This window comes from Streptococcus cristatus (assembly GCF_008369405.1).
GTDB classification, from domain to species: domain Bacteria; phylum Bacillota; class Bacilli; order Lactobacillales; family Streptococcaceae; genus Streptococcus; species Streptococcus cristatus_G.
Map to the genome: position 1 here is coordinate 103,885 of NZ_VSJJ01000008.1, position 17,886 is coordinate 121,770.

Consider the following 17,886-nt stretch of genomic DNA (forward strand, 5'->3'; position numbering starts at 1 on the left):
CTCCTTTTCGACTTCCTAAAAAGCCACTCTTTCTTCTATAATTTGTGGAAGACTGAAAATCCTGACCTAATCCTTGCAAATCGTTTTACTGATATCTCAGAATTCCAAATTCCTTTGAGTGCCTTTAAGATCCCCTAGCATGATAAGCTTGACAAACCTTAGTCAAAGACAATCAAGGACTTAATAGTCTTCCGCTCATCCATATCTTTATAGGCTTGGTCAATCTCTTCCAGTTTATAGCTGGAAGTAAAGACGCGGCCTGGATTGATGTCGCCATCAAGGACTGCTTTCAGTAAGAGTTGCTTGTCATAGGTAGTGACAGAGGCCGCACCACCTGCCACTGTGATGTTTTGAGCAAAGGTGGAACCAATCGGATGCTTTTCGCAATGAGGAACACCAACAAAACCTAATCGGCCACCATTATGAAGGACACCAAGGGCTTGGTCGACAGCCGCTTCTGTTCCGACACATTCAAGCGCGGCGTCGGCTCCGCCACCGAGGAGTTCGCGCACCTTGGCAATGCCTTCTTCACCACGCTCTGCAACGACAGCTGTCGCTCCTGATTCAAGCGCCATCTTTTGTCGGTCTTCGTGCCGACTCATGAGGATGATTTGGGAAGCTCCCCGCATCTTAGCCGCGATAACAGCACATTGTCCAACAGCGCCATCCCCGATGACAACTACCTTGTCGCCTGGTTTAACATCTGCCACACGCGCCGCATGGTAGCCTGTCGGCATAACATCAGCCAGCGCCAAGAAGGACTTAAGCATCCCTTCTGAATAATCTGATGGCTGACCCGGAATCTTCACCAAAGCCCAGTTGGCATACTCGAAGCGCATATATTCCGCTTGCACCCCATCTGACCAGTTATTGCCAATATGCCGGTCACAAGTCCCATCATATCCTACTCGGCAAGCGTCGCAGTCCCCGCATCCATGGGTAAATGGAGCAATGACAAAATCGCCTGCTTTCACAGTCCTTACTGCATCACCGACTTCTTCGACAATACCGATCGCCTCGTGACCACTGTTCATGCGCCCAGGCTTCACCTGCTCATTTCGATAACTCCAGAGGTCAGAGCCGCAGACACAGGTACGAACAATACGGATAATGGCATCATCTGGATCTAGAATTTGCGGATGATCCATTTCTACTAGTCCAACTTGACCAGCCTTGAGATAAACTGCTGATTTCATTGCATTTCTCCTTGTGTTTTGCTAACTGTATTATATCACTTTTCAGATAGACAGACTAAGAAAAGCCAAAAGAGCTGTGAGGAAATTTTCTTCTCCAGCAAGCGCTAATGCCCTACCTCATCGCTTTTTAAAAGCTGCTTTCTTGGTCTTTACTAGCTGAAGTCCAAACTCCACTAACAACTGCCCGAATCCATCAAAATGACCTCTAGCTTGACTCGGCTAGAGGTCTGACTTACCTTGCTGATATGGGAGCAATCAGTTTATCCTATTCGGAACTGACTAACAATTGATTGTTGATTATTTAATTTATTAAATTTTTAATTCCTTTAAGCGCTAATGATTTTCTTTTATCTTAGCATTAGAAATATTAATCACAAAGCAACTATCGGTTAACATCTCGAAGTCTGAAAACCATCTAAAAAGCTTCTACTTTCTATCCCACTGTCATAATCAGATAGGCTAAGCAGGCCTACCCAACGATTTAACCAATAGTCCAGTAAAGCAACGACTTATATGTTACAAATAAATATATCAGCAAAGCAAATCGAATGCGAAATTTAGTTTTTCCTTTCCCTATCTTTACTTATATTATACTCCTTCTACCAAAAGATTGCAAGCGTTTACAATCGAAAAGGTGAAAGATTTTTTGTGCATAATTTTATAAAGAAAAAGAGCCGAAAATATCAGCCCTTCACTCTATTCAAACAAGCCATAATAGTCCGCTATGGTCATCTTGGCTTTTTCTTCCTGCTTGAGGTCTTGGATTATCTGACCTTCCTTCATGACAATCAGCCGGTTGCCGTATTTGAGGGCATCCTCCATTTGGTGGGTAATCATGAGAGCCGTCAGCTGGTCTCTGCGGACAAAGTCGTCAGTTAGCTCCATAAGAGCTACACTTGTCTTAGGATCAAGCGCTGCCGTATGCTCGTCCAAGAGAAGTAGCTCTGGACGTTTAAGCGTCGCCATGAGCAGACTCAAAGCCTGTCTCTGACCACCTGATAGAAACTCAATCGGCGTATCCAAGTGTTTTTCCAGACCATTGCCAATTTTATCGATGGTCTTTTGAAACTCCTGTCGGTAGCTATTCAGCCGACGAGGAACTAGACCGCGCGATTCACCACGAAACTTGGCAATCAGCAGGTTTTCCGCAACTGTCATCCGAGGAGCCGTTCCCATCTTGGGATCTTGAAAGACACGCGACAGATATTTGGCTCTCTTTTCAGGAGAAAAGTTGGTCACATTTTCACCTAGTATATATATGTTTCCGCTGCTCAGAGAGAGCGTCCCGGCAATCACATTAAAAAGAGTTGACTTCCCTGCTCCATTGCCACCCAAAATCGTGATAAAATCATGCTCATGAATCTCCAGCGACACATCGTTTAGGATGACCTTTTCTTCATCAAAGCCGTTATTGACCCGCTTGCTGGCATTTTTTAATTCTACAATCGCTGTCATTTGCTTAACTTAGCTCCTTTAAAGAATTTATTTTTCAAGGTCGGAATCATGAGGCAGACCGCCAAGATAACCGCACTGTAGAGGCGGAGATAGCTGGTGTTGAAGCCAAGAGCGATGACGCCCCAAATCAGAAACTGATAGGCAATGGCACCAACTACAATGGTAATCAGGCGCTCAGCCAAGGTCAGGCTCTTAAAGAGAACTTCCCCAATAATTAGACTCGCCAAGCCGACGACAATAACCCCAATCCCACGGGACACATCCGCATAGCCTTCCTGCTGGGCAATCAGAGCACCAGACAAGGCAATGACGCCATTAGACAAGATCATGCCCATCAATTCCATGCGGCCAGTATTGATACCGAAACTACGCGCCATATCAGGATTGTCTCCAGTCGCGATATAGGCCTGCCCTAGCTTGGTATCTAGGAAAAAGAGCAGGGTTGCAATGACCAGACTGACAAAAATCAAGCCTGTCAGGAGATTGTTGATTTCCTCCGAGAAGGGCAAAAAGTCCTGAATCTGCCGAGTTCCCAGCAGACCTAGGTTAGCCCGCCCCATGATCATAAGCATAATGGAATGGCAAGAGGTCATGACCAAAATCCCTGATAGCAGGGTTGGAATCTTGCCCTTGGTATAGAGAAGCCCTGTCGCCAAACCTGCTAGACAGCCTGCCAGTACCGCAGCTGCCGTTGCCAAGAAAGGGTTCATCCCTTTGGTAATCAAGGTGACGGCTACCGCCCCACCTAGAGGAAAGGAACCTTCCGTCGTCATATCTGGAAAATTCAAAATCCGAAAGGTCATGAAAATCCCCAGACCCAAAATAGCCCAGACCAGACCTTGTGAAATAATGGAAAGAATCATCTTATTGTCCTAACTAAATTAAAATCGTATTCTATTTTAACATAAAAAAGCAGCCAATTTCAATGCCGAAATCCTGACAAACAAACTGGCTTACTAATAGTCACTGAACGACGGTCATCCGCCCTGTAGCAACGTCATACACCGCTCCTGAGATCTCCACATCATCCGGGATTAGGGGTGATTGGCGGAGAAGCTCCACGTCTTCCCGCACACTTTCCTCCACATCTGTAAAAGGAAGGAAATCCTGACCGCTAACATCAACACCCAGCTCTTGATTGAGAAAAGCAGCAAATTCTTCATTTTTAAAAGTCTGTGCGCCACAATCCGTATGGTGCAAGACTACAATTTCCCGCGTGCCCATCTGCTGCTGCGAAATAACCAGTGAGCGAATCATGTCCTCTGTCACCCGACCTCCAGCATTGCGCAAGATATGAGCATCTCCCAGCGCCAAGCCCAGAGCCTGAGCCACGTGGAGTCTTGAGTCCATGCAGGTCACGATTGCCACCTTGGTCTTGGGCTTAATCGGCAGGTGGGAGGTTCCATGCAGGTCCACATAGGCTTGGTTGGCCTTCATAAAATTTTCAAAATAGGACATTCTTTCCCCTTACTAGAATTTATTTGATGGGCAAATTATTTCCTACCATCTTATCATCTTTTAGGTATTTTGTCAGTTTTTAACTCCCTATAAAATAAAAATGTCCGCTTTTTATGAAAAAAATGAAAGAAAAATTTAAAAAAGATGCGGAAATTCATCCGCACCTTTTTATGACCCTTTTGCGATATAGCGACTGAGTGAGCCCGCAAAGCTTTGAAGATTGAGACTTTGAACATAGATTTCTCCAGTTCCTCGGAAGGTATTCACAACTCCCTCTCCCGTTCCGATAGACTGCCAGAAACCATTTTCTAGATGGATATTATAATCCAAGGACTGACTCCAAGCTACGACATGGGCATTGTCAATGGTCACTTCTTGGTTATTTAGTTCAATTTTCTTAATCGAACCAAAGGCATTGGCCAAAAGTGTGCCTTGCCCCTGGGTCGTCATGACGAAGAGACCACCTTGGCCGCCAAATATCGCCTTACCAACAGACTGGCGCTCCATGGTATAGTAAGCCGTACCATCAAGAGCCAGAAAAGCTCCGTCATTGAGCCGGTACTGCTTTTCTCCCAGATAAAGGGGAATAACTTGGCCGGGAACTTCTGGTGCTAATGCTAGAAAACCGTTATCGGACTGGGCGATAGCTTGAGTGATGAAGGTACTTTCACCCGACACCATGGAACGGCCGACTGCCTTGACAAAGCGGCCCAAACCTGAACCGTTAGCATTGAGCTGAGTGTTCAAGGTTACATTAGGCGTGTGATAGACCATACTGCCACGCTGGATAAAGACTGTCTCTCCTTGATTGAGGTAGAGGTCAACGAGTGGAAATTGCATGTTGCTATCCATGGAAAATTGCATAAGAGTTCCCTCCTTGTTTTTTTAAGAAAATTATAGCAATAATAAAATATTTTTGCAATCTAAAACAAAGAAATCATCAAGCAAAGACTTTTTTCAAGACTTCCCCAATTGTTGTCACACCGATGACTTGGATATTATTTGGAACCTTGAAGCCATTCAGAGAGTTTTTGGGAGCATAAATCTTGGTAAAACCCAGTTTTGCTGCTTCGTTGATGCGCTGCTCGATGCGATTAATCCGACGGATTTCACCAGTCAGACCAATTTCACCGATAAAGCACTCTTGGGGGTTGGTAGGCAAATCCTTGTAGCTGGAAGCAATGGCTACTGCTACTGCCAAATCAATAGCCGGCTCATCTAGCTTGACGCCGCCAGCAGATTTGAGGTAGGCATCTTGATTTTGCAGTAGGAGCCCCGCCCTCTTTTCCAGAACTGCCATGATGAGGCTGGCTCGGTTAAAGTCCAGTCCAGTCGTGGTCCGCTTGGCATTGCCGAACATGGTCGGTGTTACCAAAGCCTGTACCTCTGCTAAAATCGGCCGCGTTCCTTCCATAGTCACAACGATGGAAGAGCCTGTCGCACCATCCAGCCGTTCTTCTAGAAAGACTTGGCTGGGGTTGATAACCTCAACTAGCCCACCAGACTGCATTTCAAAAATACCAATCTCATTGGTCGAGCCAAAGCGATTCTTGACCGCACGTAAAATACGGAAAGTGTGCTGGCGTTCGCCCTCAAAATAAAGCACGGTGTCCACCATGTGCTCTAGCGTTCGGGGGCCAGCTAAGGTTCCTTCCTTGGTCATGTGACCAACGATAAAGGTCGCGATATTATTGGTCTTAGCCAGCTGCATGAGCTCAGCTGTCACCTCTCGGACCTGAGAAACAGAGCCTTGAACACTGGAAATTTCCGGCGACATAACCGTCTGTATAGAGTCGATAATCAGAAAATCTGGCTTGATTTTCTCAATCTCCGTGCGGATATTTTGCATATTGGTCTCGGCATAGAGATAAAATTCACTGTCAATATCACCGAGCCGCTCCGCCCGCAGCTTAATCTGCTCAGCTGATTCCTCCCCGCTGACATAAAGGACGGTGCCCTGATGAGAAAGCTGGGTGGATACTTGCAGAAGCAGGGTGGATTTCCCGATACCGGGATCCCCGCCAATCAGGACCAGACTGCCAGGCACTACGCCACCACCCAGCACACGATTGAACTCGTCCATTTCTGTCTTGGTCCGGTTGACATCAATCGAAGTGACCTCAGCCAGCTTCATAGGCCGAGTCTTTTCACCCGTCAAGGAAACACGTGCATGCTTGACCTCAGCAGCCTCTACCTCTTCAACAAAAGAAGACCAAGAGCCGCAGTTAGGACAGCGGCCTAGGTACTTGGGCGAATGGTATTCACAATTTTGACAGACAAAGGTCGTCTTTTTCTTAGCGATGATAAACCTCTTTCTATATCTCTATCTCACATTCAATCACTTGGCAAAAACCAATTTGCTCATTTGGCACAAACTGACGGATGAGCATGCGATGGGCTACAAGGACTACTGTCTGGTAGTCTCGATACTTTGCCATGCAGTCTACAAAACGAGCCTTCATCTCCTCAGCTGTTTCATACTGAAGAGGACTACTGGGGAGCAAGACTCCATCATTTTCTAAAAACAGGCTTCGAGCTTTTTCAAAGTTCTCTCTTCCCGTTTGATAAACCTGCCATTCATGCAGCAAAGGCTCCACTCTCAAGGGAAGGGCAGTAGCACAAGCCACATAGGATGCCGTTTCTAAAGCTCGCGTCATTGCAGAAGACACCAGCAAATCAGCTGAACGCAGTAAAGGATGCTGGCAAAGTTCCTGAGCCTGCCGTCTTCCCTGCTCAGATAAAGGCGCTAAATCCAGACCAAAACCAGTATAAGAACGCTCCTCTAACTCATGGTAATCGGGCTCACCGTGGCGCACAAAAATCACTTTCATCTCAATGCCCCGTCGATCCAAAGCCACCTGTCCGCACGCCATCGGCTACATCCCCATCCGCAATCAAAAATGGTGCGAAAACAGCTTGCACAATGCGGTCACCCACTTCCAGTACAACCTCTTGGTCTGTGATATTTTGCATCTGAGCAAAGATATGCCCTTCATTTCCAGGATTGCCATAGTAATCACCGTCAATGACCCCAACGGAGTTAATCAAGACCAAGCCTTTTTTACGAGGATTGGACGAACGGTCATAGAGATAAAGCACCTCGCTCGGCTGCATGTAGGCCTTGACACCCGTCGGAACCAGCTTAATCTCCCCCGGCGCAATGACGGTGCGCTCTGCCACTTTCAAATCATATCCAGCTGCGTGAGCCGTCTCTCTCTTGGGCAACAAATCTTCATTTGGAAAGCTGGAAACCAGCTCGAATCCACGAATTTTCATACATTTCTCTTTTCTATTTTTGCTGTCCCTATTATACTAAATTCGTAAGAAACAAGCAAAAAAACCGCCAATTGGGCGGTTCTCCCTAGTATAGATCTCTGATGACCTCTCCATCCTCCAGATGGGTAAACTGCTCCGTCAAATCTGACGTGAAAACCTGATACATTTCCTTAAAGCTCACGGCCAGCGAGTAGCGGTCAAGGTCTTTGCAGTCAATCCAGAATACCTCACCTTCTTCGGACGAGACCAGTTCTCCTTCAAAACGATTGGTTTTGTAAAGAAAAACGACGTAACGTTCATCCTTTTCGGTATAAAACTGCTTGACACCGCACAAGCGAGGCTCATAGATGGTCAGACCTGTTTCCTCCTTGATTTCCCGTATCACTGATTTGACAAAGGATTCACGATGTTCAACATGACCACCTGGAAAGCAAAGGCCGGTCCAATCATCATTTACTTTATTTTGTACTAAAATGCGGTTCCCATCGTAAACCATACACATATTTGTTAAAATAACTCGCTCTGCTCTTGACATCTCTGCTCCTCCATCTACCGACCGATTCGCTCGGCCTGCTGTGACTCATTATAACATAAAAGACATCCAATTGATGAAAATCTAGATTTCTTAGCCTTTCCAGCAAAAAAACCGCCGATTGGGCGGTTCTTATAGGGAGATTATTATGAAAAAGAAAAGTTTTAGGATTTCATCAAACAAAGTTAGGAGGTCTTCATTTGATGCTTATATTATATAAAGCTTATCTTAAAATTAGCTAAAAATAATTTAAGAATTTATAATTCTTGCAAAAGATATTGAAATAGTTCTAAATTGCCCTTTTCTTCGTTGATCAAAAACTCTGGATGCCACTGAAGGCCGATGATGCGGCTGCCATCCACAGCCTCAATCGCTTCGATGGTATTATCCCTTGGGTCAAAGGCAGTTGCGCGAAAATTGGGTGCCAAGTCCTTGATACTTTGGCGATGGACAGAATTAATTTGGCTGGCTTGACCAAATAACCGCTCCACAACGCTGCCTTTCTCTGTGCGAATGGAGTGCGAAGTACCAAATGGCTGCCCCTGCCAGTGATTGTCAATCTGCTGATTGAGCGTGCCACCAAAAGCAACATTGACCAACTGCAGACCACGGCAGATAGCCAAGACGGGCTTACCCTGACGAATAGCTTCCTTTAAGAGGGCTAGCTCAAACTCATCGCGAGCCAGATTGTAATCATCGCTATCGATGGTCTTTTCCTCCCCGTAAAACTGCGGGTGAACATTTTGCCCGCCTGATAGGATCAGCTTATCAATGGTTTCTATATAGTCCTTGACCAGACTTTTATCCCCAACAGGAATCACCATAGGTAGACCGCCGACTAGCTTGATGCTTTCGGCAAATTTGCAGGATACAGATGAATGAAGGTTTTTGCCCGCCTGATCCACTGGACAAAGATTAGCTGACACTCCAACAATTGTTCTGCACATAGATGATCCCTCCTTAACTTGATATAGAATATCTTACCATTCCACCTCTCAGCCGTCCAATAGTATTTTTTTAAGCTGGCCATAAAAATTTTTTATGTCAAGAACAGTTTTCCACAAAAAGGCATATAGTAGCGACAGGCAAGGAAAAATCAGCAGAAGCCCGCTGATTTCATTTTTGTAATTCAAGCATGACACTGACTGCCGTCAAGGCATAAAGCGGAGCTGTTTCAGCCCGCAGGATACGTGGACCTAGACCAACGGAGACAGCCCCTGCTTGGCCAAAGGCTGCTATTTCCTCTGGCGACAGACCGCCCTCCGGTCCAAAGATAAAGAGGACTTTTGCGCCGGATTCCAAGCCCGACAGAACTCGGACTAGAGCTGCAGTTTCTCCCTCTTTGGCTGATTCTTCATAGGCCACGATGATGCGGTCAAAGTCTGCCAAGGCCGCTAGAAAATCTGCCTTTTTATCAAAGAGCCGAATTTCAGGAATCAGATTGCGCTTGCTCTGCTCTGCTGCTCCCTGAGCAATTTTTTCCAGTTTTTCACTCTTTTTAGTCAGCTTTTTGTCATCCCACTTGGCCACCGACCAGTCAGCTGGAAAGGCCCAAATCTGGCTGGCACCGAGTTCCGTCACTTTTTGAGCGATGAACTCGAGCTTGTCTCCCTTGGGAAAGCCTGAAGCAATGGTCACTTGGACAGGTAACTCGGTATTGTCCGCCAGCTCCTCTATGATTTCCAAGCTCTGCTGGCTGGGGTCCAATACCTGAGCCAGCCGTTTCACACCATCATCAAAGACCAGTGTGACTTGGTCACCCTCTTTGAGTCGCATGACTGAAAACATGTGTTTGGCCGTGTCCTTATCCGTGATGACCAGAGGGGACTGAGGACTTCCTTTTATAAAATACTGCTGCATCTAACCACCTATCACTCCTGAAATGTCCTGCGTTTTCCTAAAGACACAGGCATTCCATTCGCCCTGAATCATATGCGTTTCTAGGAAAAATCCTGCCGCTTCCGCTGACTCGCGCACCATTTCCCACTTCTCAGAAATAATCCCACTCATAATCAGATAGCCCTCATCCTTGACCAGACGATAGGCATCCTCAGTCAGATGGATGAGAATATCGGCCAAGATGTTGGCAACAATGACATCCGCCTCGATTTCTACGCCTCGGAGAAGATCCCCCGGCGCCACATGAATATTCTCCATACCAGTGTTGAGCTCAATATTTTCCTGAGCCACGCGCACCGCCACCTCGTCTAAATCATAAGCGTAGATGTCCTTAGCGCCTAAGAGAGAGCTGGCAATAGAGAGGACGCCACTGCCTGTGCCTACGTCCAGCACAGTTTCTCCGCCCCGCAAGACCTGCTCCAGCGCAAAAAGGCTCATCTTGGTCGTTGGGTGAGTACCCGTACCAAAGGCCATGCCTGGGTCCAGCTTGATGATCTTCTCACCAGCTGTCGCCTCATAGTCCGTCCATGACGGCACAATGGTCAAATCATGCGTGATACGAGCTGGCTCAAAGTACTTCTTCCAATTGTCCGCCCAATCTTCCTCGGCCAGCTCCTGCCGAGTCAGCTCAATGTCTCCCGTCTCCAAGCCAAAATCATCCAGCTCAGCCAGTCGCTCATTGGCCTGGGCCGCAACAGCCTCTATATCCACAGAATTCGGGTAGTAGCCGGTAATCCGGACCCGCTCGCTCTGCTCCACTTCTGGAAAGAGCTCTCCGTACTGGTCAATCTGCCCCAGATAATCTGCGCTGTCATCGATAGCTACACCCTGACTGCCCAGCTCAATCAGAATATTCGAGGCCGCTTCCTCCGCCTCACGCTTCACTTCAATCGTTAATTCCTGCCAAGTATCCATCATTAAAATACCAAGCCCGTATAACACAAAGCCAAAATAGGAAATTCTCTGACGACGCTTGTGTCTAAGAGAACCTTATCTTTTTGGCACAGTGTTTAGGGCGGGTTCAGTTTAGAAATTTAACTGAACAATCCTTTCTTTGTTTATTTCATTGTCTTCGTCATATAGACCATGTCCATGCCCTCTTTTTCGGGCTCCGTATGGGTTTGATGATAGCCGTTTTTCTCATAAAAAGCTACCATGCCTTTATCTTGGGAAACCGTGCACAAATCCCATTGCATAACGGTGGAGAATTTCTCCTCTATCAGATTAAGCCCCTCAGAACCATATCCTTTATTCTGATACTCTGGCAAAATCGCCACTGTCCCAATCCAGCCTGCCGTCTGTTCGTCATTTGTATTCAAGCGAATAAAGCCAAGAATCTTCTCGTCGTCTTTGACAAAATAATAAAAACTATTGGGCCGCTCAACCAGCTTCCAGCGAATCCGCTCTCGCTCCTCCAGATAGGGGTCGTATTGATCCTGATATTTCTCATAAACAGCCTTAAAACTCGCTCGCTGAATGGCAATAATAGTCTCTAAATCCTCAGCTCCTGCCCGTTCAATATGAATCATGCTCGCACCTCCAAATAATCACTCAACCTGTCCTGCAACTGCGGAATAACCTTTTCATCTACTAAAAACTGGCTCACATCCATCAGCTGATAAGTCTGGCCCTCATCACCAAAAACGATGCTGGCAAATTCTTCCTGAGTGATGGTTCCCACCATAAAAATAGAGGTTTTGTCTGGATTAAGCATTCCTTGATAGTCCTTAGCCCAGACAATATCCGCTTCTTCAAGCTTCAAACCTAGCTCTTCAAAAACCTCTCGTTGCACACATTCAAAAGGAGTCTCCTCGCCCTCGCGGCCACCGCCCGGCAACTCCCACATATTGGGCCAAGGAGTGTTTGACTTATCGTCCCGCAAGATAGTTAAAATCCTATCATCACAAAAGAGGGCAATCTTGCAGCCTGTGAAATCAGAGAGTTCAATTTCCATGTTAGACTCCTTCGGCTAATGCCTTTTCCAGCTCTGCTAACCAGTTTTCATAGTAACATTGCTCATCCCGTAGCATCCGGCTGCTATTCATTTTCTGTCTAGCAATCTTCATAGCCTTGCGAGTTTGAGCTACATCATTCTTAACTTTAAATTGATACCAGGCTTGAATCATTTGCACATCTGCCATTTTTAGAGATAAAAAGGATTTAACGATTCGAATACTTGCATATTCCTCCGCTTTCTCATTATCACCTTCTAGCAAGGCGATTTGAAGAAGGCATAGTTGGCATAAAGTTTCAGACAGCGAGTGTTCTGTTCTCTCTAGTAAAGATTGAAATAGCTTTTTAGCTGCCTCTAAATGACCATCCAATATGAAAACCACTCCCTGAAGAGTTTCAATACTTTCTGCAAAACTCCCTCTCGCATCCTTATCAACAGGCATGGTAAAGTCTTTCAAGTCATATTCTTGGGGAGCCAGCAAAGTTTGGGCAGAATGCCTCAAGACTAGGTAGGCGTATTTGGTATTTTCAGGGTGTTGTCGCAATTCCCAAATTTTTGCTCCATCGGTAATTCCAACTGGCAAAGCGTTGTTACTGGCAAAGCGTTGTTTAGGAAGAAAGATAAATTCAGAAAAATCCAAGTACCAGCAAAATACCAGCTTCTTGTCAAACATCCAAACAATATCGCCAATAATATCAAGCTAAGATGAACCATCAAGCCTCCTGCAGACATCAGGATGATTCTTTGATCGTTTTCATCTTCTTTCAATCCAACGTACTGAGCACCAACATTTTTCAGAACGGCTGTTCGACTAAGATGAAACCTACCTGACTTTTTTGTCAAAAGAAAATGTCCTAATCCAAAAGCCACCAGCCGATAGCCTGTCAAGTAGCCACAAAAAGCATGACCCAGCTCATGAAGAATAAAGATTAAATACATGCTTAAAAGAGCGAAGGAATAACCAAAAGTGAATGCTAAAACTGCGGAATATCCCAACTCTGCAAATGCGATGGTTCCACAAGCAAAAGCTAGCATAATAAAGACAAAAGCTAGCACATAAACCAAATAAGTCCCAATTTTCTTCATAAAATCTCCAACCAACTCCTAGTATCTCGGATAAGGGTAAAACTCCCCTTCTTCCAAGCCAACTTTTCCTTCTTCAAAGACTTCTTGGTTCCATTCCATGACGAACTCTTCTGCCTCTGGGTCTGCTAAGAAGTCCATGAGTGCATCGAGGCCAGATTCAGCTGTCTGGGTCAGAAAATCCACGAAATAAGCTAGAAACTCCCGCGACAGACCCTTCTTAGGCTCATAGGGAAGAACCGCCAGATAGTCCTCGACATCAAAATGAGACTTGACCGGATTGTAGAAAAGTACAGCCTCCTCAAAGTAAATATCCTCAGCCGAGGCATTGCCCTCAGCATCAACGGTCTCAATCCCACCTGGATTTTGAACCTCAAGGAGAAAGGCCACTTCCACTGCGTGATTTTTCTTGTCCCAGTTAATCTCATAGTCAAAAGGAAAATTCTTCTCCAATTCCTCGTCTAATATATCTAAAAAACCGTACTTAGCCATGATTTCCTCTTTTCATTGTGATAAAATATTACTATCTATAATAGTAACACAAAACGCTAAGAAAAACACTTGCAGAAAGGAAATCTTATGCCAGAAAACCTCGCCCTACGCATGCGACCGACCAGTATTGACCAGATCATCGGCCAGCAGCATCTGGTCGGACCTGGGAAAATCATCCGCCGCATGGTTGAAGCTAACCGCCTGTCCTCGATGATTCTCTACGGACCACCCGGCATCGGCAAGACCTCGATCGCCTCGGCTATTGCCGGCACAACTAAGTTTGCCTTTCGGACCTTTAACGCCACCGTAGATAGCAAGAAGCGCCTGCAAGAAATCGCGGAAGAGGCTAAATTTTCCGGCGGACTGGTGCTCCTGCTAGACGAGATTCACCGCTTGGACAAGACCAAGCAGGACTTCCTGCTACCGCTATTAGAAAGCGGTCTGGTCATCATGATTGGGGCGACGACAGAAAATCCTTTCTTTTCTGTCACCCCTGCCATTCGAAGCCGGGTTCAGATATTTGAGCTGGAGCCCCTCAGCAACGAAGACATCCGGACAGCCATTCAGTTAGCCTTGACAGACAAGGAACGAGGATTTGATTTCCCAGTGGAGCTAGATGATGAAGCTCTGGATTTCATTGCTATCTCTACTAACGGAGATTTACGCTCCGCCTATAACTCGCTGGATTTAGCCGTACTTTCTACCCCAGAAGATGACAAGGGCATCCGCCACATCACGCTTGATATCATGGAAAACAGCCTGCAAAAGAGCTATATCACCATGGACAAGGACGGAGACGGCCATTACGATGTCCTCTCTGCCCTGCAGAAGTCCATCCGTGGCTCTGATGTCAATGCCAGCCTCCACTACGCAGCTCGCCTCGTTGAGGCAGGTGACCTGCCTAGCCTGGCTCGCCGCTTGACCGTTATCGCTTACGAGGATATTGGCCTAGCAAATCCAGATGCCCAAGTCCACACAGTCACAGCTTTGGAAGCTGCCCAGCGAATCGGATTTCCTGAAGCCCGTATCCTTATTGCTAATATTGTTATCGATCTGGCTCTATCTCCCAAGTCCAACTCAGCCTATCTAGCCATGGACAAGGCCTTAGCTGACTTACGAAAGAATGGAAATCTTCCTATTCCCCGCCACTTACGAGACGGCCACTATGCAGGCAGCAAGGAATTGGGCAACGCGCAGGACTATCTCTACCCTCACTCCTATCCCGGAAATTGGGTCAAACAAGATTATCTGCCTGACAAGATAAGGGATGCCAATTATTTCACTCCCAATGAAAATGGCAAATACGAACGAGCTCTTGGAATGACGAAAGATAAGATTGATGACTTAAAAAAATGATGGCATCGTTTGCAAAAAATCACATTTTTCTCTTGAATTTTTCAAAATTTATGGTATTATAATTATAGAAACGCTGTGGTGTACGACTTCACACTTAAGTGTTGACCGACTATTTTTTGTATTATTAGGGAAACAAAAGACTTCTAACAGCGTGCAGGCCGTGTCACGCGGAAGCAGCTTCAGTTAGAGCGAGTTGCCCACCTGCTTAATTGCGCGGGTTCAATACAAATCGTGAAGGTCCGGCACCAATACAGCTTTTTCTGTTGCCTCCTTAGCTCAGTTGGTAGAGCAGTAGACTCTTAATCTATGGGTCGCAGGTTCGAGCCCTGCAGGGGGCATAGAAAGTATGACTTAAAAGCCTTGGAATCCAAGGCTTTTTCATTATTTAAACGGGCTCTGCCCCATTATTTGCCCCACATTTTGGCTCTATGATTTCTATAGTAGGTAAATCCAGCGCAGGAATTACGGAGCTTTTTTGTAGCAAAGGGACTATTGTCCCAGACTCTTTTGTGTAAGTATTACCATTCACTCTTTATAGAAGAACAATTTAAAAACGCCTTTAGTGGCGTTTTTCTATCCATGATGCAGATTTCTATATTCTGAAATAGTCTTTCCTGTCCATTTTTTAAAGGCACGTGAGAAAGAGGAGACTTCCGAATAGCCTAGCAGATAGGCGACATCTTCTGTTGTCATTTCTGGATTTTTGAAATAACCAAAGGCGAGAATCTTTTGGACATTTTGCAATTCTTGATTAAATTTGGTTCCTTCTGCAGTCAGGTTCCGTTGCAGGGTGCGACTGCTAATGCCTAATGACGCTGCTATATCTTCAATGGTAAAGCAACCACTTGGAATAGCTTGATAGAGTTTTTGTTGGACAATCCCTGTGAAACTTTCACTTGTCATTGCTTCTGCTAAGCGTTCCTTGAGCTGAGGCTCTAGGTAGTCTAACATAACATTATTGGCCGTAAGAAAAGGCTTCTCTAAGTCAGCTTTTTTAAAGACCAGTTCATTCCCTTCCATTACTTCCACTTGGCAGCCAAAAAGACTAACACTAGCTTCTTCATAAGAATAAGGAGTTCCGACATGCACTGGGACAATCTCTTGACCTGTTCCCGTCCGAATCAAATCAAGCAACAACAACTGTTCATTGAGGACTGCAAAGCGAGGCAGGTCTAACCCTGAATAATCATAACGATAGCTCACACGAACAAGATCATCAAAGACTTCTATGTTTACGACAATCGGACCTGTAATCTTCTTGTATTTGGCAAAATGCTCTATCGCAGCCAAACCATTTTTAGAGGATAAGGCCGCGAAAAAAGGAGGCATAAACATTTGAATGTTCTTGATACGGCTCATGGCAATGATTTGCTCATCATTGGCGACCTGGTCAAAAGCTGTTAAGAGATGATAATAGTCCAGAGTTGAGAGATTCATCTCCTCTTTCCAGGTGCTATCTGGTAGATTAGCCAATTGTAGAATCATTTTTAGATCCAGTCCTATATGGCTTAAATTTTCAATATACTGTTGACTGAGACTAAGGCGCATAAGCTTTCTCCATTCTATTAACGGAAAGTCATCAACATCATGCGATCAAAGAATTTATCGCCAAAGATACGACGGATTCCTACCAAGAGCTTGGCTCCACGTCCAACAAGATAGCGAGTTTTAGGGTTACGAGCATTGATGATTTTGAGAACTGTACGTGAGATGACTTCTGGCTTAGACCCTGGTGCTGGGTTGTTCTCCATAGCTTTAATATAAGCGTTCACCAAACGACTATATGCACCATTTTTAGATTCATGAGAGAAGTTTTGACCAACTGCTGCGTTAAAACCAGTATTGATCGCTCCAGGTTCTAAAACAACCACCTTGATGCCAAACTCCTTGACTTCCATACGGAGACAGTCACTAAAACCTTCAATGGCGTGTTTTGAAGCATGGTACCAAGCACCCAGTGGTGTGTAGATTTTACCACCCATTGATGACGTATTGATGATAAGGCCATCCTTTTGTTGGCGCATATAAGGCAATACTTTCTTCGTCAAGCGGGCTACACCGTAGACGTTAACTTCGAACTGTTGTTGCGCTTTTTCCATTGAAAGGTCTTCGACAGGACCATAAAGTCCGTATCCTGCGTTGTTCCAAAGAACATCAATACGACCTTGTTCTTCAATCACTTTCGCAACAACTTTTTCAATATCCTCTTCATTTGTGACGTCCATTTTCATAACATGGCCACCCATTGCTTCTAGGTCTTTCATTTTATCGACACTACGAGCAACAGCGTACACTGTGTGACCCGCTTTGATAAGGTCTTGTGCTGAAAGTTTCCCCATACCTGATGAAGCGCCTGTGACTAAGATAACTTTTTTGTTTGACATGATATTTTCCTCTTTATTTCATTTGATTTATGAGACTATTATACAAGACAGACACTGACAGGTAAATGACAAAAGAAGACAATGATTTGACAATTCGCGTCACATGAAGTTATTTAAGCATCTCCTTTTCTTTCATTATCATTTTCTGTTATAATGAATTGTATTTCTAAAGTAGAAAGGTATTAATATGACAACTCTCATTAAACATAAACGTGTAGAATTTTCAGAACTTTTTTATGACTTAGTTTTTGTTTTTGCAATTTCAAAAGTAACTACTTTAATTCACCATCTTCATAACGGTATTTTGACTTGGAATTCTTTCCTTGATTTTTTCATTGCTATTTTGGTTCTCATCGATTCCTGGATGATTCAAACCGATTATACCAATCGCTATGGAAAGAACTCTTTATTTAACATGGTAATCATGTTTATCAAAATGGGACTTTTACTCTTTATAGCCAATATGATTGGACCTGATTGACAACAATATTTTCATTATCTCTGTTGGGCTATTGGTACATTAACCCTTACCTTATTTTTTCAATATTTGGTTGAATTTTTTAGAAAATCAACCGATGATGTTGAACGGGAAAGTATCAAAGATTTTCTATGGATAACAGGTCTAGGAAGTTTAGGAGTCTATCTAGCAGCTCTTCTTCCTATTTACGTTAGAGTCTATATCTTCTTTGCTAGTATTCTGTTTATCTTTATTATGCCAAGTATCTTGCTTAATAAAGATAAGCATTACCAGGTAAATCTCCCCCATTTAATCGAGCGCATCTCCCTTCTTGTCATTATTAC

Annotated in this window: 18 protein-coding genes, 1 tRNA gene and 2 pseudogenes; 3 read left to right on the forward strand and 18 right to left on the reverse strand. The window is 44.9% G+C overall.

Annotation, left to right across the window (positions count from 1 at the left end):
* Positions 1 to 158: 158 nt before the first annotated feature.
* The 16 genes and pseudogenes from FXF62_RS08110 to FXF62_RS08195 all read right to left on the reverse strand — a co-directional run bounded on the left by FXF62_RS08110 (position 159) and on the right by FXF62_RS08195 (position 13,345).
* Positions 159 to 1,196 (reverse strand): zinc-binding dehydrogenase, encoded by a 1,038-nt coding sequence (locus FXF62_RS08110; protein ID WP_149518353.1) that lies wholly within the window; start codon positions 1,194 to 1,196, stop codon positions 159 to 161.
* 696 nt (positions 1,197 to 1,892) lie between these two features.
* Positions 1,893 to 2,651, reverse strand: a complete 759-nt coding sequence (locus FXF62_RS08115) for an ABC transporter ATP-binding protein (RefSeq protein WP_149518354.1) — start codon at positions 2,649 to 2,651, stop codon at positions 1,893 to 1,895.
* Positions 2,648 to 3,514 (reverse strand): ABC transporter permease, encoded by an 867-nt coding sequence (locus FXF62_RS08120; RefSeq protein WP_149518355.1) that lies wholly within the window; start codon positions 3,512 to 3,514, stop codon positions 2,648 to 2,650. Before FXF62_RS08120 ends, FXF62_RS08115 begins: the two co-directional genes overlap by 4 nt.
* 100 nt (positions 3,515 to 3,614) lie before the next feature.
* Positions 3,615 to 4,109, reverse strand: coding sequence for a beta-class carbonic anhydrase (locus FXF62_RS08125; protein WP_005591608.1), 495 nt, complete (start codon positions 4,107 to 4,109; stop codon positions 3,615 to 3,617).
* 168 nt (positions 4,110 to 4,277) lie between these two features.
* On the reverse strand, positions 4,278 to 4,973 hold the full coding sequence (locus FXF62_RS08130; protein ID WP_149518356.1) for a TIGR00266 family protein: 696 nt from the start codon (positions 4,971 to 4,973) through the stop codon (positions 4,278 to 4,280).
* 76 nt (positions 4,974 to 5,049) lie between these two features.
* Positions 5,050 to 6,414 (reverse strand): DNA repair protein RadA, encoded by a 1,365-nt coding sequence (gene radA, locus FXF62_RS08135; RefSeq protein ID WP_149518357.1) that lies wholly within the window; start codon positions 6,412 to 6,414, stop codon positions 5,050 to 5,052.
* A 10-nt stretch (positions 6,415 to 6,424) separates the two neighbouring features.
* The gene (locus FXF62_RS08140; RefSeq protein WP_149518358.1) at positions 6,425 to 6,982 is read right to left on the reverse strand and encodes a histidine phosphatase family protein; all 558 of its coding nucleotides are present in this window, start codon (positions 6,980 to 6,982) and stop codon (positions 6,425 to 6,427) included.
* Positions 6,942 to 7,385: a dUTP diphosphatase gene (locus FXF62_RS08145; RefSeq protein WP_149518359.1), complete on the reverse strand. Its 444-nt coding sequence runs from the start codon at positions 7,383 to 7,385 to the stop codon at positions 6,942 to 6,944. The genes FXF62_RS08140 and FXF62_RS08145 overlap by 41 nt, the downstream gene beginning before the upstream one ends.
* A gap of 85 nt (positions 7,386 to 7,470) precedes the next feature.
* Positions 7,471 to 7,920, reverse strand: a complete 450-nt coding sequence (locus FXF62_RS08155) for an 8-oxo-dGTP diphosphatase (RefSeq protein ID WP_149518360.1) — start codon at positions 7,918 to 7,920, stop codon at positions 7,471 to 7,473.
* A gap of 254 nt (positions 7,921 to 8,174) precedes the next feature.
* Positions 8,175 to 8,864: a gamma-glutamyl-gamma-aminobutyrate hydrolase family protein gene (locus FXF62_RS08165; RefSeq protein ID WP_149518361.1), complete on the reverse strand. Its 690-nt coding sequence runs from the start codon at positions 8,862 to 8,864 to the stop codon at positions 8,175 to 8,177.
* Positions 8,865 to 9,033: 169 nt separating this feature from the next.
* Positions 9,034 to 9,777: a 16S rRNA (uracil(1498)-N(3))-methyltransferase gene (locus FXF62_RS08170; protein ID WP_149518362.1), complete on the reverse strand. Its 744-nt coding sequence runs from the start codon at positions 9,775 to 9,777 to the stop codon at positions 9,034 to 9,036.
* Positions 9,778 to 10,731, reverse strand: a complete 954-nt coding sequence (prmA, locus tag FXF62_RS08175; protein WP_187984257.1) for a 50S ribosomal protein L11 methyltransferase — start codon at positions 10,729 to 10,731, stop codon at positions 9,778 to 9,780.
* Positions 10,732 to 10,874: 143 nt separating this feature from the next.
* Entirely contained in the window at positions 10,875 to 11,345 is a 471-nt protein-coding gene (locus FXF62_RS08180; protein ID WP_149518364.1) for a GNAT family N-acetyltransferase, read from the reverse strand.
* Positions 11,342 to 11,770: an NUDIX hydrolase gene (locus FXF62_RS08185; protein ID WP_149518365.1), complete on the reverse strand. Its 429-nt coding sequence runs from the start codon at positions 11,768 to 11,770 to the stop codon at positions 11,342 to 11,344. Before FXF62_RS08185 ends, FXF62_RS08180 begins: the two co-directional genes overlap by 4 nt.
* A 1-nt stretch (position 11,771) precedes the next feature.
* A pseudogene (locus FXF62_RS08190) lies at positions 11,772 to 12,856 on the reverse strand (site-2 protease family protein).
* Between the two features lie 18 nt (positions 12,857 to 12,874).
* Positions 12,875 to 13,345, reverse strand: a complete 471-nt coding sequence (locus tag FXF62_RS08195) for a DUF3013 family protein (RefSeq protein ID WP_149518366.1) — start codon at positions 13,343 to 13,345, stop codon at positions 12,875 to 12,877.
* A gap of 87 nt (positions 13,346 to 13,432) precedes the next feature.
* Between FXF62_RS08195 and FXF62_RS08200 the strand changes: the two genes are divergently transcribed.
* Complete coding sequence (locus tag FXF62_RS08200) at positions 13,433 to 14,701, forward strand: replication-associated recombination protein A (RefSeq protein ID WP_149518367.1); 1,269 nt, start codon at positions 13,433 to 13,435, stop codon at positions 14,699 to 14,701.
* A 265-nt stretch (positions 14,702 to 14,966) separates the two neighbouring features.
* Positions 14,967 to 15,039 (forward strand) — tRNA-Lys (locus FXF62_RS08210).
* Positions 15,040 to 15,274: 235 nt separating this feature from the next.
* Here FXF62_RS08210 and FXF62_RS08215 read toward each other — a convergent pair.
* Together FXF62_RS08215 and FXF62_RS08220 are read right to left on the reverse strand one after the other, a co-directional pair.
* The gene (locus FXF62_RS08215; RefSeq protein WP_149518368.1) at positions 15,275 to 16,249 is read right to left on the reverse strand and encodes a helix-turn-helix domain-containing protein; all 975 of its coding nucleotides are present in this window, start codon (positions 16,247 to 16,249) and stop codon (positions 15,275 to 15,277) included.
* Between the two features lie 17 nt (positions 16,250 to 16,266).
* On the reverse strand, positions 16,267 to 17,085 hold the full coding sequence (locus FXF62_RS08220) for an oxidoreductase (RefSeq protein WP_149518369.1): 819 nt from the start codon (positions 17,083 to 17,085) through the stop codon (positions 16,267 to 16,269).
* 187 nt (positions 17,086 to 17,272) lie between these two features.
* On the opposite strand from FXF62_RS08220, the pseudogene FXF62_RS08225 reads away from it, so the two are divergent.
* Positions 17,273 to 17,886, forward strand: a pseudogene (locus tag FXF62_RS08225) (low temperature requirement protein A); the annotation flags it as partial.

Bases quoted from the DNA above. Each gene is read 5' to 3' on its own strand.
- FXF62_RS08180 (WP_149518364.1), bottom strand. From the start codon at position 11,345: ATGATTCATATTGAACGGGCAGGAGCTGAGGATTTAGAGACTATTATT.
- FXF62_RS08220 (WP_149518369.1), bottom strand. From the start codon at position 17,085: ATGTCAAACAAAAAAGTTATCTTAGTCACAGGCGCTTCATCAGGTATG.
- FXF62_RS08125 (WP_005591608.1), bottom strand. From the start codon at position 4,109: ATGTCCTATTTTGAAAATTTTATGAAGGCCAACCAAGCCTATGTGGAC.
- FXF62_RS08200 (WP_149518367.1), top strand. From the start codon at position 13,433: ATGCCAGAAAACCTCGCCCTACGCATGCGACCGACCAGTATTGACCAG.
- FXF62_RS08140 (WP_149518358.1), bottom strand. From the start codon at position 6,982: ATGGCGTGCGGACAGGTGGCTTTGGATCGACGGGGCATTGAGATGAAA.
- FXF62_RS08195 (WP_149518366.1), bottom strand. From the start codon at position 13,345: ATGGCTAAGTACGGTTTTTTAGATATATTAGACGAGGAATTGGAGAAG.
- FXF62_RS08170 (WP_149518362.1), bottom strand. From the start codon at position 9,777: ATGCAGCAGTATTTTATAAAAGGAAGTCCTCAGTCCCCTCTGGTCATC.
- FXF62_RS08110 (WP_149518353.1), bottom strand. From the start codon at position 1,196: ATGAAATCAGCAGTTTATCTCAAGGCTGGTCAAGTTGGACTAGTAGAA.
- FXF62_RS08130 (WP_149518356.1), bottom strand. From the start codon at position 4,973: ATGCAATTTTCCATGGATAGCAACATGCAATTTCCACTCGTTGACCTC.
- FXF62_RS08120 (WP_149518355.1), bottom strand. From the start codon at position 3,514: ATGATTCTTTCCATTATTTCACAAGGTCTGGTCTGGGCTATTTTGGGT.
- FXF62_RS08145 (WP_149518359.1), bottom strand. From the start codon at position 7,385: ATGAAAATTCGTGGATTCGAGCTGGTTTCCAGCTTTCCAAATGAAGAT.
- FXF62_RS08215 (WP_149518368.1), bottom strand. From the start codon at position 16,249: ATGCGCCTTAGTCTCAGTCAACAGTATATTGAAAATTTAAGCCATATA.
- prmA (WP_187984257.1), bottom strand. From the start codon at position 10,731: ATGGATACTTGGCAGGAATTAACGATTGAAGTGAAGCGTGAGGCGGAG.
- FXF62_RS08185 (WP_149518365.1), bottom strand. From the start codon at position 11,770: ATGGAAATTGAACTCTCTGATTTCACAGGCTGCAAGATTGCCCTCTTT.
- FXF62_RS08165 (WP_149518361.1), bottom strand. From the start codon at position 8,864: ATGTGCAGAACAATTGTTGGAGTGTCAGCTAATCTTTGTCCAGTGGAT.
- FXF62_RS08115 (WP_149518354.1), bottom strand. From the start codon at position 2,651: ATGACAGCGATTGTAGAATTAAAAAATGCCAGCAAGCGGGTCAATAAC.
- FXF62_RS08155 (WP_149518360.1), bottom strand. From the start codon at position 7,920: ATGTCAAGAGCAGAGCGAGTTATTTTAACAAATATGTGTATGGTTTAC.